Source organism: Ruegeria marisflavi, from assembly GCF_025673445.1.
Classification (GTDB): Bacteria; Pseudomonadota; Alphaproteobacteria; order Rhodobacterales; family Rhodobacteraceae; genus Ruegeria_B; species Ruegeria_B marisflavi.
In genome coordinates this window covers 168,668-181,570 of sequence record NZ_JAOVQN010000005.1, presented here as the reverse complement: position 1 = coordinate 181,570, position 12,903 = coordinate 168,668, and the positions used below count along the sequence as shown (strand labels likewise).

The 12,903-nt window shown below is 59.7% G+C and carries 14 protein-coding genes and 3 pseudogenes; 11 read left to right on the top strand and 6 right to left on the bottom strand.

From position 1 onward, the window contains the following. Positions 1-49 precede the first annotated feature (49 nt). Positions 50-478, bottom strand: a complete 429-nt coding sequence (locus tag OEZ49_RS07400; protein ID WP_263387702.1) for a DUF2852 domain-containing protein — start codon at positions 476-478, stop codon at positions 50-52. Between the two features lie 544 nt (positions 479-1,022). Between OEZ49_RS07400 and OEZ49_RS07395 the strand changes: the two genes are divergently transcribed. The 8 genes from OEZ49_RS07395 to OEZ49_RS07360 all read left to right on the top strand — a co-directional run bounded on the left by OEZ49_RS07395 (position 1,023) and on the right by OEZ49_RS07360 (position 8,095). Continuing rightward, the gene (locus OEZ49_RS07395) at positions 1,023-1,148 is read left to right on the top strand and encodes a hypothetical protein (RefSeq protein WP_263387701.1); all 126 of its coding nucleotides are present in this window, start codon (positions 1,023-1,025) and stop codon (positions 1,146-1,148) included. Positions 1,149-1,279: 131 nt separating this feature from the next. Then, positions 1,280-3,643 (top strand): outer membrane protein assembly factor BamA, encoded by a 2,364-nt coding sequence (gene bamA, locus OEZ49_RS07390; protein ID WP_263387700.1) that lies wholly within the window; start codon positions 1,280-1,282, stop codon positions 3,641-3,643. A gap of 6 nt (positions 3,644-3,649) precedes the next feature. Next, positions 3,650-4,231 (top strand): OmpH family outer membrane protein, encoded by a 582-nt coding sequence (locus OEZ49_RS07385; protein WP_263387699.1) that lies wholly within the window; start codon positions 3,650-3,652, stop codon positions 4,229-4,231. Positions 4,232-4,309: 78 nt separating this feature from the next. Continuing rightward, a complete protein-coding gene (fabZ, locus tag OEZ49_RS07380) occupies positions 4,310-4,783 on the top strand; it encodes a 3-hydroxyacyl-ACP dehydratase FabZ (RefSeq protein WP_164126800.1) in 474 nt (157 codons plus the stop codon). Then, positions 4,780-5,565, top strand: a complete 786-nt coding sequence (lpxA, locus tag OEZ49_RS07375) for an acyl-ACP--UDP-N-acetylglucosamine O-acyltransferase (RefSeq protein ID WP_263387698.1) — start codon at positions 4,780-4,782, stop codon at positions 5,563-5,565. Before fabZ ends, lpxA begins: the two co-directional genes overlap by 4 nt. Before the next feature lie 3 nt (positions 5,566-5,568). Further along, a complete protein-coding gene (locus tag OEZ49_RS07370) occupies positions 5,569-6,363 on the top strand; it encodes an LpxI family protein (RefSeq protein ID WP_263387697.1) in 795 nt (264 codons plus the stop codon). Next, the gene (gene lpxB / locus OEZ49_RS07365) at positions 6,363-7,520 is read left to right on the top strand and encodes a lipid-A-disaccharide synthase (protein WP_263387696.1); all 1,158 of its coding nucleotides are present in this window, start codon (positions 6,363-6,365) and stop codon (positions 7,518-7,520) included. The genes OEZ49_RS07370 and lpxB overlap by 1 nt, the downstream gene beginning before the upstream one ends. After that, the gene (locus tag OEZ49_RS07360; RefSeq protein WP_263387695.1) at positions 7,517-8,095 is read left to right on the top strand and encodes a hypothetical protein; all 579 of its coding nucleotides are present in this window, start codon (positions 7,517-7,519) and stop codon (positions 8,093-8,095) included. The genes lpxB and OEZ49_RS07360 overlap by 4 nt, the downstream gene beginning before the upstream one ends. Here OEZ49_RS07360 and OEZ49_RS07355 read toward each other — a convergent pair. Both OEZ49_RS07355 and mnmA read right to left on the bottom strand, forming a co-directional pair. Further along, complete coding sequence (locus tag OEZ49_RS07355; protein ID WP_263387694.1) at positions 8,059-8,595, bottom strand: GNAT family N-acetyltransferase; 537 nt, start codon at positions 8,593-8,595, stop codon at positions 8,059-8,061. The two genes, OEZ49_RS07360 and OEZ49_RS07355, sit on opposite strands and share 37 nt — an antisense overlap. Beyond that, complete coding sequence (gene mnmA, locus OEZ49_RS07350; RefSeq protein ID WP_263387693.1) at positions 8,585-9,730, bottom strand: tRNA 2-thiouridine(34) synthase MnmA; 1,146 nt, start codon at positions 9,728-9,730, stop codon at positions 8,585-8,587. The genes OEZ49_RS07355 and mnmA overlap by 11 nt, the downstream gene beginning before the upstream one ends. Positions 9,731-9,860: 130 nt before the next feature. Between mnmA and sciP the strand changes: the two genes are divergently transcribed. Further along, on the top strand, positions 9,861-10,139 hold the full coding sequence (gene sciP, locus OEZ49_RS07345; RefSeq protein ID WP_263387692.1) for a CtrA inhibitor SciP: 279 nt from the start codon (positions 9,861-9,863) through the stop codon (positions 10,137-10,139). Positions 10,140-10,288: 149 nt separating this feature from the next. On the opposite strand, the pseudogene OEZ49_RS07340 reads toward sciP, so the two are convergent. Next, a pseudogene (locus OEZ49_RS07340) lies at positions 10,289-10,473 on the bottom strand (IS5/IS1182 family transposase); the annotation flags it as partial. A 122-nt stretch (positions 10,474-10,595) separates the two neighbouring features. Between OEZ49_RS07340 and OEZ49_RS23030 the strand changes: the two are divergent. Then, positions 10,596-10,745, top strand: a pseudogene (locus OEZ49_RS23030) (IS6 family transposase); the annotation flags it as partial. A gap of 19 nt (positions 10,746-10,764) precedes the next feature. On the opposite strand, the gene OEZ49_RS07335 reads toward OEZ49_RS23030, so the two are convergent. Next, positions 10,765-11,580 (bottom strand): efflux RND transporter periplasmic adaptor subunit, encoded by an 816-nt coding sequence (locus OEZ49_RS07335; protein ID WP_263387691.1) that lies wholly within the window; start codon positions 11,578-11,580, stop codon positions 10,765-10,767. Between the two features lie 8 nt (positions 11,581-11,588). Further along, a complete protein-coding gene (locus tag OEZ49_RS07330; protein ID WP_263387733.1) occupies positions 11,589-12,371 on the bottom strand; it encodes a SapC family protein in 783 nt (260 codons plus the stop codon). A gap of 153 nt (positions 12,372-12,524) precedes the next feature. Here OEZ49_RS07330 and OEZ49_RS07325 point away from each other — a divergent pair. Further along, a pseudogene (locus tag OEZ49_RS07325) lies at positions 12,525-12,689 on the top strand (LEPR-XLL domain-containing protein); the annotation flags it as partial. Between the last annotated feature and the right edge of the window lie 214 nt (positions 12,690-12,903).

The window sequence follows — 12,903 nt, the reverse complement described above, 5'->3', positions numbered from 1 at the left end:
GTCCGTCGGTCAATGAATGGCAGCCCCTTGGCGGGGCTGCCGGAGTGGCTCAGATAGCGTCTTCGTCCCGGTCACCATCGCGGGCATTGCGCACGCGTTCGTCCATGAACTCGTCAAATTCCGCCTTGTCCTTGGCTTCGCGCAGGCGGTGGAGGAACGCTTCGAAATCTGCCTGTTCCTGTTCCAGGCGCGCCAGCGTGTCGGCCTTGTAGGCGTCAAAGGCGCTGTTGCCGGTTGTGGACATGGCCCGCATGCCTTGATGGCTCCAGGTTTTGCGGCGGGTGCAGGACTTGCTGAACATGCGTTTGCTCCAGATCATATAGGCTAGAAGGGCGAGGCCAATGGGCCAGAAGAAGACAAAGCCAAGGACCATTGCGGCGATCCAGGCGCCCTTGCCCTTGCTGTCCAGCCAGGCTTCGCTTCGATGCAGCCAACCCGGATGAGACGGGGTGGCGACGGGGTCGGTCATCATGGTCATTGTCGGTCTCCAGATCAGGTTTGAATGTGAATGCCTTTCACATTGTGAATGTGGGATAGGAAAAGAGTTGTTGCAAGGGGTAATGTGAAAAAGATTTACATTAACCTAGAAGTGGTACGAGAGCCGTCTGTGCCTCAAATGTAGCGATTTGATAGCGGATCTCAGCGGACACGGACTCTTGCAATCTTTGACAGAGTTATTTGCAGCAACCAGTTTTCGTGATCCCTGGCCTTGTTGGCTGCTTTTGGTGCACCTTGATTTGTAGATACCTAGCACCCTAACTTTAAGGCCAGGATGCCGAAGTGGGGACGAGCAGTTTCAGCGACGAGTTTAAGCGCGACCCGATCCACCAGATGCAGGGACTGATCAACTAGGTCAGCGGCCGAGAACCAGGGGTACTTTCATACACTGTGTCCCTCGGCGGGAAATTGCCAGCCGTTCCTGTGCAAGCGCGTTCAAGCCATTCCGATTTCGAAATGTGCCAAAGTCTTGCCATATTCGCCGACTAGTCTGCCTATGAAACGAAGAAAGCGGGAGCTTTGCCATGCAGATGTTGAATCATTCCTACCGCGGTTTGGGTTTGCTCATGCAGTTAAACTGGGATCGTATGCTGTTTGTCGGAGCAATCGTCGCAGCTCTGTTCTTGGGTGCGTTTCTGGGCAGCTTCTGACCTTTGTCTTCCGGTTCCGAGACAAGACGCGGCTATTGAGCCGCGTCTTTCGTTTTTGGGCTTTTGACAACCCGGCTCAATCCCGGTACTGACTGACCGAGGTCTGCTGAAAATCTGGGTTGATAACAAAGATGAAAAACGGGAGTGGTACAGGTAGATACTGTGGCGGTCGAATTTCTGGCAGCCATATGTTGATGAATTCTGTCTCAGCGATTTTTCTTTTGACGGCAACGAGTTTGGTCGGGTTGCCGCAAACGGCATTCGCACAATCCTATACCTTTACGTCGGTTCAGGTTGAAGGGAACCAGCGTATCGAAAGCTCGACAATCGTGGCGAGAACCGGAATCGAACGGGGTAAGGAAGTCAGCGCCGGGCAACTCAACGATGCCTATCAACGCGTGCTTGAAAGTGGCGTCTTCGAGACAGTTGAGATGATTCCGCGCGGCAACACCCTGGTGATCAAGGTCACCGAGTTCCCGACTATCAACAAAATCAACTTCGAAGGCAATAAACGGATTAAGGACGAAACCCTCCAGGGGGCTATCACCTCGGAATCTCGGCGCGTGTTTACCGCAGAGCAGGCAGAACGCGATGCGGCGACGATCGCCGAAATCTATTCGACGCAGGGACGTGTGGCGGCAACGGTTGTTCCGAGGATAATCCGCCGCAGCGACAACAGGGTCGACCTGGTTTTCGAGATTGCCGAAGGCGATACGATCGAGATCGAGCGCGTTAGCTTTGTGGGCAACCGAGCGTTTTCGGACCGGCGCCTGCGCCGCATTCTCGAGACAAAGCAGGCGGGTCTTCTCCGGACCTTCATTCGGTCTGATACCTTCATTGCCGACCGGATCGAGTTCGACAAGCAGGTTCTTCGCGATTTCTACCTGTCGCGGGGGTATGTCGATTTCCGCGTAAACAGTGCCAATGTCGAGTTTACCAGGGAAAGAGATGCCTTCTATCTGGTTATGGATGTAACTGAAGGCCAGCAGTTTTCCTTTGGCAATATCACCACGGTCAGCGAAATCCCGGGTGTAGACGCCGCCGAGTTCCAGGCTGCGCTCAAGGTCAAACCGGGCGTGGTCTATTCCCCAAGCCTGGTGGAGAACTCGATCGCCCGGCAAGAGCGCCTTGGACTCAAGAAGGGCGTCGATTTTCTGCGGGTTGAACCGCGGATTAAGCGAAACGACCGGGATCTGACGCTGGATATCGAGTTCGCTCTGGTGAAAGGGCCCCGTATTTTCGTCGAGCGGATCGACATCGAAGGCAATACCACCACCTTGGACCGGGTGATCCGTCGTCAATTCCGCACGGTTGAAGGTGATCCGTTCAATCCGCGAGAAATCCGAGAAAGTGCCGAACGCATCAGAGCATTGGGGTTCTTTGCCGATGCGAACGTGGAAACCCGCGAAGGTTCGACCCCGAGCCAAGTCATCGTCGATGTGGATGTCGAGGAACAACCGACCGGCTCGCTGAGTTTTGGCGGTAGCTACTCGGTGTCCGACGGTTTTGGCGTTGCCATCGGGCTTAGCGAAAGCAACTTCCTTGGCCGGGGCCAGCGTCTGGGCTTAACCCTGTCGACCGCACAGGATGCCGAACAGTACATCCTGTCCTTTACCGAACCGCAGTTGCTGGGCCGCGATCTGAAGTTCGATATCGATCTGGGGGTTTCGGCGACCAATTCGAGTTTTGCCAGCTACGACACAGATCGGCGCTTCTTTGCTCCTGGGCTGACCTTCCGATTGGGCGAATTGTCCAGTCTGCAACTTAGATACCGTTGGGATGCCAGCGAGATGATCAAGCGCAGCGCCACATCTGTCAGTGGCGCGGTCATCGCAAGCGAAATCGCCCAAGGGCGCTTGACGACCAGTTCAATGGGGCTGACCTATTCCTATGACAGCCGGATCGGTGGGCTTAACCCGAATGCCGGGGTCCTGTTCGAGGTCGGTGTCGATGCGGCTGGTCTCGGCGGCGACAACGAGTATTTCAAGACTAACGCGCGCGCTATCGCCCAGACACGGGTCTGGCACGAGGAAATCACGTTGCGCGCCTCGCTGGATGTCGGTGCCTTCAGTTGGCAGGGAAGCGGATTTAGCCGAGCGATCGACCGGTTTGTCATCGGGCCGAATACGTTCCGCGGCTTTGAGCCGGCGGGTGTGGGGCCGCGTGACTTGTCCAATGGGGTGAACGACGCGCTTGGCGGAAACTATTACGCTGTGGCGCGGTTCGAAGCAGAGTTTCCTCTGGGCCTTCCCGAGGAACTGGGCCTGCGAGGCGGTTTGTTCTATGACGTCGGTAACGTCTGGGACCTGAGCGATGTGAACACGGCCGGAGGAACGATCGTGGGTGCAGATGGGTCTTTCCGTCATGTGATCGGTTTCTCGCTGCTGTGGACGACGGCCTTCGGACCGCTTCGGTTCAACTTCTCCAAGGCGCTCAAGAAAGAGACCTTTGACAAGGAACAAAGTTTCGACCTGACAATTCAGGCGCGGTTCTGATCGCCAATGTCACGTAACAGCACAGGGCGGTGGCGGCTGGGTCAGACGGTCGCACTCGCCCTGGCCCTTGCAGCTCCCGGCTCTGCGTCGGCTCAGCAGTTGGGATTGCCGCGGCACGAAGTGCTGACGATTTCGGGCGAGATCCTATTTGCAAAGTCGGCTTACGGGCGGCGGGTCATCGACGAAATCGAGGCCGAAGGTGCACTATTGGCGGCCGAGAACGAGCGTATCATCGCTGAGCTCAGCCGAGAGGAACTGGACTTGACCGAAAGGCGCGCCAAGATGGAGCCTGATGCGTTCCGCGTTCTTGCCGAAGCCTTTGACCGAAAGGTGCAATCTCACCGGGAGAATCAGGAAGCCAAGCGGGAGACACTGGCCCGGCGCGGCGACGCCGCGCGCACCGCCTTTGTGGAACTGACCCGACCCATCCTAGGCGCCTTGATGAGGGATACTGGTGCCAGCGTCATTCTGGACCGGTCGACAGTGTTCTTCAGCCTCGATTCAACCGATGTCACGGCCTTGGCGATCAGTCGGATCGACGAAGCGATTGGTGACGGCAGTGCGTTGCGCAAGAACGGCAACAACTGACTGGTTCGGCTTTGCTTGCTGTTGTCTGTCAGTATTGTTAATTCCTGATGAACAAATCGAATACAGGACCTGCACCGCATGACCACTGAAACCAAGAGTGCCGACATCCAGTTGATCCAGCGGATTCTCCCGCATCGCTATCCGTTTCTTCTCGTGGACAAGGTGATCGAGATCAACGGCTACTCTTCGTCCGTGGGCATCAAGAATGTCACAATGAACGAACCGCATTTCCAGGGCCATTTCCCTGGAACGCCAATCATGCCCGGCGTGACAATCGTCGAAGCTATGGCGCAAACAGCCGGCGTGATGCTGGGTGTCGGCATGGATATCATCGACAGCGAGCTGCTGATCTATTTTATGAACATTGATAACTGCAAGTTCCGCCGCAAGGTGGTGCCAGGTGATGTCATGAAAATGCACGTCGAGACGTTGCGCGGCAAGATGGGCGGCAAGATCTTCAAGTTCAAAGGTGTCGCGACGGTCGACGGTGAAGTGGCGGCAGAAGCCGAGTTTTCGGCCTATGTCGACCTTACCGGAGAAAAAAGTAAATGAGCCGCATTCACCCTAGCGCTGTCATTGAAGAGGGCGCGAAGATCGGTCAGGATTGCGTCATCGGCCCGTTCTGCGTGGTCGGTCCAAATGTGGTTCTGGCGGATCGGGTCGAACTAAAAAGCCACGTGGTGGTCACCGGCAATACCTCGGTTGGCGAGGATACCGTGATTTTCAACTTCGCCGTTATCGGCGAAATCCCCCAGGACAAGAAGTTCGGGGGCGAGGAGACACGGCTGGAAATCGGAGCACGTAACCGGATCCGCGAACATGTAACGATCAATGTTGGTACCGCTGGCGGCGGCGGCGTCACACGGATCGGAAATGATGGGCTGTTCATGGCTGGTTGCCACGTCGCGCATGATGCCCAGATCGGTGACAGAGTCATCGTGGTCAACAGTGTCGCCATCGCCGGTCATGTGGTGCTGGAAGACGACGTGATCGTTGGCGGCCTGGCCGGGGTGCATCAATGGGTGCGCATCGGCCGGGGCGCGATCATCGGTGGCCTCGCCAAGGTCACGCATGATGTCATCCCCTATGGCCTGGTCAACTCTGACAGCGGGGTTCTTGCCGGGCTCAACCTAGTGGGGCTCAAGCGTGCGGGATTGCCGCGCACCGAAATCTCGGCCTTGCGGGCCGCCTTCAAGGAACTGTCCGAGGGGCAAGGCACCTTTCTTGAGCGGATCGAGCGTCTGGCCGAAAGCGCCGAAAGCGCCCAAGTGCAGGAGATCGTCGAGTTTGTGCGGGCCCATAGCGACCGTTCCTTTCTGACGCCCGGAGCCTGAGCCATGATCGCGTTGCTTTGCGGGCAGGGGGCCTTGCCAGGTGCAATTTCTGTGGCACTGGACGAACCACCATTGGTCTGCGCACTTGAAGGGTTCGAGCCGGACGATCTGGCCGTGGATCTGTCCTTCAGACTGGAAACGATGGGCTCGCTGATTTCCGAGTTGAAACAGCGGGGGATTGACGAGGTCTGTCTGGCGGGAAGCATCCGCCGCCCGCAAATCGACCCGTCCAAGATCGACGCGGCAACCCTGCCTTTGATCCCAGTGTTTCAAAAAGCGATGATGGCGGGCGACGATGGCGCCTTGCGCGCGGTGATCGGCGTTCTGGAGCACGCGGGCCTTACGGTGCGCGCGGCGCATGAGATCGCGCCTGCGCTGTTGCCCAATCCGGGGTGCGCCACCACCATGCACCCCTCGGCAGCCGATCTGGAGGATGCCGTGCGCGCCGCTGGCATCATGGAGGCCCTTGCGCCGGTCGATGTCGGGCAGGCCTGCGTTGTCTATCAGCGGCAGGCATTGGCCATTGAAACCGTCTATGGCACCGACTGGATGCTGCAAAGCCTGACCCAACGCCCCGACGCGGGCGGTGGCGTTCTGTTCAAGGCACCGAAAGCGGGGCAAGACCGGCGGGTCGATCTGCCTACGATCGGAATTGGCACCGTGACGGCGGCCACGGCCGCCGGGCTGTCCGGGATCGTGATCGAAGCGGCGGGTGTCATCGTGCTGGACCACCCTCGGGTTATTGCCGAGTGTGACCGGCTGGGTCTGTTCCTGATGGTGCGGGAGCGTAGCTCCTGATGCGTGTCTTCATCCTGGCTGGCGAACCTTCGGGCGACCGGTTGGGGGGTGCCCTGATGGACGGGCTCCGGACATTGCGCCCAGACGTGGTGTTCGAGGGCGTTGGTGGCCCTGCGATGGAAGCGCAGGGTTTGTGCAGCCGGTTTCCGATGGCCGAACTCAGCATCATGGGACTTGTGGAGGTGCTTCCTAAGTACTTTCACCTGAAACGCCGGATCGAGGAGACTGCAAAGGCCGTTCTGGACATGCGGCCGGATGTGATGATCACCATCGACAGCCCAGATTTCAGCCTGCGTGTGGCGCGGCTGGTCAAAGAGGCCAGCGACATCCGCACCGTGCATTATGTGGCGCCCAGCGTCTGGGCTTGGCGGCCCGGACGCGCCGACAAAATGGCCAAGGTGATCGACCACGTGCTGGCGCTGTTGCCATTTGAGCCGCCCTATATGGAGCGCGCCGGGATGGAATGCGATTTCGTCGGCCACCCTGTGGTGGGAGAGCCCGAGGCGAGCGGCGCCGAGATCGCGGCGCTGCGCGAGGAACTGGGGCTTGGCGACGCGCCGCTGCTCTTGGCGCTGCCCGGATCGCGACGGGGCGAGGTGGAGCGGCTGGCGCCAGTCTTTGGCGCGGCGCTCCGACAGTTCCTGCCGGATCATCCAGAGATGCGGGTGCTGGTTCCGGTGGTGCCGCATGTCGCCGATCAGGTGGCGCAACACGTAGCCGATTGGCCCGGCTCGCCTGTGCTGGTCGATCCACGCGGTCTGGCGCCTGCGCAGGCCGCTATGCGTAAGCGCGCGGCCTTTGCCGCCGCCGATCTGGCACTGGCGGCCTCGGGCACCGTGTCGCTGGAACTGGCGGCGGCGGGCACGCCCATGGTGATCGCCTACAAGGTGAACTGGCTGACCCAGAAGATCGCCGAGCGGATGGTGAGTATCGACACGGTGACGCTGGTCAATCTGGTCAGCGAGACACGGGTGGTGCCGGAATGCCTGGGCCCGGCCTGCACGCCTGAGAACATCGCCGCACGGCTGGCGGCGGTGCATGCCGACCCTGCCGCGCAGGATGCGGCGATGCGCCTGACGATGGAGCGTCTGGGCCGGGGCGGCCCTCCGCCCGGGTTGCGCGCGGCGCAGGCGGTGCTGGACCGGTTGCCGGGGTGAGCGCGCTCTTGGGCTTTGCCGCCTCGGCGGCGCTGGCGCAGATCCTGACCAATCTGGACAATCTGGCGCTGCTGCTGGCGCTTGTGGTGGCCACGGGACCGCGCATCGCCGTGGGCGGCTATCTGCTGGCACAGGCCGTGGTTCTGAGCGCGGCGCTTGCCGTGGCGCTGGGGCTGGGTGGTCTGCCGCTCTATTGGATCGGCTATCTGGGGCTTGTGCCGCTGGCTCTGGGCCTGCGCGGCATCGCCGCGCAGTGGCGCGGGCAGGGGGAGGCAGAACAGCAGGTTCCAATGCGGCGCGGCCTTATGGCCACCGCTGTCCTGTTCCTGAGCCTGTCACTCGACAGTTTCGCGGTGCTGACGCCGCTCTTGGCCGACTCGGCCCCCGCCTATCGTTGGGCCGGGCTGACGGGGGCCTCGGGCGCTGCGCTGGCCCTCGGCATGGGCGGCTTCGCCGCTGGCAGCCTGCGCCAGGGGCTGGGCCGCTGGGCCGCCCGGCTGGAGGCACTGGCGCCCTGGGTCATGCTGGGCGCGGGCCTTTATGTCCTGTCCAACACCGGCACCGATCTGGTCTGACCCGGGCGGGAAAGCCTGAGATAGACGCTGTCGGCCCACTCCCCGCCGATCTGGATCGTGCGGCTGGCGCGATGGGTTTCGACAAATCCAAGGTGGTGCAACAACCCCAGCGAGGCGGCGTTGCGCGGGTCGACATCGGCCCGGATATGGTCGAGGGGCATGGTGTCGAAAAGATGCGGCAGCAGGGCGGTCAGCGCCTCGCGCATCAGCCCCTGGCCCCAGCGGTCCCGGCGTAGAAAGAAACCGAGCTCGGGCACGGCCCACAGCCCGGCCTTGCCGATCGCCACGCCGTCCTGAAGCAGCACGTATTCGCGGCACCGCTCGGGCGGCTCGGCCAGCGTTCCGGCAACCCAACGCTCGGTCTGTGCCGGATCTGTATGGGTTTCGCCAAAGAACCGCATCGCCTGCGGGTCGCCAAAGAAGGCATGCAGGGCAGGGGCATGCTCTGCCTGCATCGGGCAGAGCGTCAGGCGCGAGGTTTGAAGCGTCTCAATACCCACGCCAGATCCAGCCGCCGCCAAAGATGCGGCTGCCGTCGCTTTCGTAGAACACGCAGGCCTGTCCGGGCGACACCCCTTCCTCTGGCGTCAGCAGCTCTACCTCGGCCTCGGTCTCGCTGATCGGGCGCACGATGGCTTCGCGCGGCGGGCGGGTCGAGCGGACCTTGACCGACAGGTGCCATTCGGGGTGCGAGGTGAAGGGGGCGTCGCCCAGCCAGTTGATCTCGCGCACCGGGATGGTGCGGGTGGCCAGCATCTCCTTGGGGCCGACCACCACCTGTTTCCTGTCCACGTCCAGACGCACCACATAGAGCGGATCGCTGAGGCCGCCGATGCCCAGGCCGCGGCGCTGGCCGATCGTATAGTGGATGACGCCCTCGTGACTGCCCAGCACGCGGCCATCGGCATGCACGATCTCGCCCGGCTCAGCGGCGCCGGGGCGCAGTTTCTCGATCACGCTGGCATAGTTGCCGTTGGGCACGAAACAGATGTCCTGGCTGTCGGGCTTGTCGGCCACGGCTAGGCCATATTGCGCCGCCATTTCGCGGGTTGCATCCTTGGAGGGCAGATGGCCCAGCGGAAAACGCAGATAGTCGAGCTGTTCCGGCGTGGTCGAGAACAGGAAATAGGACTGGTCGCGGTTGGCATCCTCGGCGCAATGCAGCTCGGGCCCGTTCGGGCCGATCTTGCGCTGGATGTAATGGCCGGTGGCCATGCAGTCGGCTTCGAGATCGCGGGCGGTTTCCAGCAGGTCCTTGAACTTCACCCGTTCGTTGCAGCGGATGCAGGGGACCGGGGTGGCACCGGCCAGATAGCTGTCGGCGAACTCGTCTATCACCGCATCCTTGAAGATGTTTTCGTAATCCAGCACGTAATGCGGAAAGCCGCGTTCCTCAGCAACGCGGCGGGCGTCATGGATGTCGATCCCGGCGCAACAGGCGCCTTTCTTGGCCAGGGCCGCGCCGTGATCGTAGAGCTGCAAGGTGACGCCAACCACGTCATAGCCCTGGTCCGCCAGATAGGCGGCCACGACCGAGCTGTCGACGCCACCCGACATGGCAACCACCACCCGCGTTTCCGAGGGCGGTTTGGCAAAGCCAAGCGAGTTCAGCGGCATTTCGGTGTCCAGCGCCATAGGGGCAGCTCCTGACGATTAAGGAAGACCGGCAGAATATAGGAAAATCCGAACTACTCTCAAGGGGCGGTTTCACCCTGCATTAAGTAGGCTGTCGCTAAGGTTACCCTGACACAAGAAGGGATAGGTAATGTTCTTGCGAAAGGTTGAAGGCCCTCGATCAGTCACTTTACCAGACGGCACCAAAATGACGCGTTCGGATCTTCCACCGGCGACCACTAGGCGATGGGTTGCCTCTCGAAAGATCGCTGTGGTTCGTGGGGTGTTGTACGGATTGATTCCTCTGACTGATGCGAAGAAAATCTACGGGTTGAGTGATGAAGAGTTCAACAGTTGGGTTTCAGCCTTTGCGGAGCACGGAAAAGAAGGGTTGAAGGCAACATCTTTAAAAAAACATCGACAACTTTAGATTGATTTTGCATAATAATATTATTGATAACGTCGAGTTATTACGTTACGTCAAAAAAGCCCTTAAAATATGAGATTTTTGGAACCGTGTCAGTCTCCTGTCAGTCTGCGCTGTTCAGGCACTGAAGCCAGCGTGCGCGCCGTAACAGTCAAACCAACGGTGCGGGCATCACGGTCGCGGGGGGGAGCGGTGTGGGACGGAAAGAACCCGGCCCATTCCCGCTCGAACACCTTCCAATCGATCAGGGCGGCGAGTTTCACCAGCTCGTGGCGCATGTCGTCAGGCGGGCGCGCAGGAGATCGTCTTGTTCCGGAGGCGGCCTTCGCGGCCTCATATCATGGCTCGAAATTGCAGGGTTCCCGCTGAGACAATACGAAATCCTGCACATAGCGCCCAACGGAATCGCGCCGTTTCCTAATAAAATCAGCTAAATAAGAGTTGTTCGGATCGGAGCAAATAGATTCCGGGCCCGTTCCGAACATCCGTACAAGCCGCGAGATCATCCGACCGGCTGTAATGCTGTACGTCAGATTTACCCTAGCCTCTCGGAATGACGAGGATCTGCTGCACGGGGGAAGTATCGTTGATAGCGAAGAAGCCGTTCGTATTGCCCGAACGAAATGTCTCAGTCCGGCGAAGGTGCATCTACCTCGCTACCGAAAGTAACCTTGCAACGATGCCCGGCCGGAATGGAAAGGTCCGGATTGTCCAGCCGAAGATGTAGGCCGAATGTGCCGCTGGCTACGTCGAAGACCCGGTCGATCCGAAGAATTTCTGCCTGATAGACTCCATCTATGGGCGGGGCCGGGTGCACTTGCGCCATGTCACCCTCCTGGACCGTGCCGTATTCCGCGACTGGCAAGAAGGTGATCACATCCAGCGGGTCCAGTCGGACGATCGTTGCAAAGCGGCCTTCCTGGGGCAGGTATTCGCCTTCGTCGAAGTACCGCTCCAGCGCGATCCCTTCGATCGGGCTGCGGATTTCAAGTAGAGATAGCACCGCCTCTGCGCGCTTCAATTCTTCCATCGCCACGCGCCGGGCGAGTTCCACCCGGACAAGGACCGACCGGGCGGCTTCGACGGCTGTCTGGATTTCTTCCAGAACCTCTCGGCTGACGACGCCCCGTGTCGAAAGTTCCTGAGTCCGCCCCAGCCGCGCCTCCAGGAAGGCAAGTTGTGTTTTTTGCGCCTCTATCTCCGACGTATCGTCGGCACGCAGGCGCAGCATCTCGACCGTGGCACGCTGGATGGTCGTGTCCAGATTGGCGAGGAGTTGTCCCTTCTCAACCTGTTCGCCAGGCTCGACGTGCACCCGCGCGACGACACCGCCAGAGGCGCCGGCGACATCGACGGTCTCGGATGGGTCGATCACGCAGTCGTAGATCTGCGCGCCACAAGGCGCTGCGGTCAAAGCCGCCACAAAGTAGACCGCAGCCCGCATGGTCGGCGTCAGGTCTCTGCCATCGGCTCAGCCGCGTCTTCGGTTTCAGACGCGGTCTCTGACTCAAAAGCTTCGGTGTTGGCGCGCTCCAGCATTTGGCGGAAATGGCGCATCGAAGACAGGTGCAAATAGATGCATTCCAGCTCGTCCTTGCGGCACAGATCGGCCAGCGTGTCGCCTGACAGTGCCTTCAATTTTTCCCGATCAACAACCTGAAAGCCACCCAGAGTACGCTTTTGCCCTGCGCCCAGCGAGAATTCCGCCTGCATCGGTACCAGCAGGTCCAGTTCCTTCAGGCGTTTGCAGAATGCCTGTGTACGGGCAAACCCGGCCTGATAGTCCTGGAGGAACTTCAAAACGGATTTCAGGTAGCCGGTTTGTTCGCCATCCGAGTCGAACAACCGCTCGCCGCGACCATCGCGGTTTGCCCCCTCGAACTCTTCGTCCACCAGCAGGGTGAATTGGTTCTTGTCCTTGTCCAAAGAGAAGATGAACGGATAGCGCCGCGCGAATGCGGGTATATAAGTGCCGTGCCAATTTCCATCGGCGTCGACGGCTAGGTTCTCGTCGTCACGGGTTCCGACGATGATGGCGGGAACCACGTCGTCGCCGGTTCCGGCGAACACGATCGGATGAGTGCCTGCGGCAGGGCCGAATTCAAGCGCTGTAAGCGGGATGGAATTGGTGTGACGTGCGAACGCGTACGTCTTTCCACTGCTGATCGATAGATCGCCATGCCGTTTGGCGCTGACCGGGACGGCCGTTTTGTAGAAAAGTTGCTGCACGGGCATAGTCAATCAACCCCTTCAAATGTCATTGTTTCTTCTCCTTAAACTATCGGGCCCCTAAAGTAATTGGTAGCCAAAAGCTCCGGTTTTGTCTAAGCTTTTTAGCATTATTGAAAATGATGCCACACGATACTTTGCCAAACGCTAACGAAAAGAATGGTGTCGCGGCCAGGGGGGATTCTATCCATGTCATTCCCATTCATTCGGGGCTTGAAAAGATCAGATTCCAGACGTGACAGTCGTTCACTTTTTGCACGCAAATCAGGTATTAGCGGACGAAAAGTACATCTGGAGCAACTAGAGCCCAGGCTCTTGCTTGCAGCTGATTTCGCGGTCTCGATGGCTGATGCGATGCAGGCCGATACGGCAGCCCTGAGACTCGAAGGATTCCAGGCAGAATCAGGGGCTGCCCTTAGGGCTCTCAATTCAAGCGGAGCGCAGATTGCACAGGCGTTCAGCGGTGCGGATGTCGCCCCGCTTTCTTCTCAGATCCGGGTAATCTCGACGGATAAAGAAGATCGAATTGAGATAGACG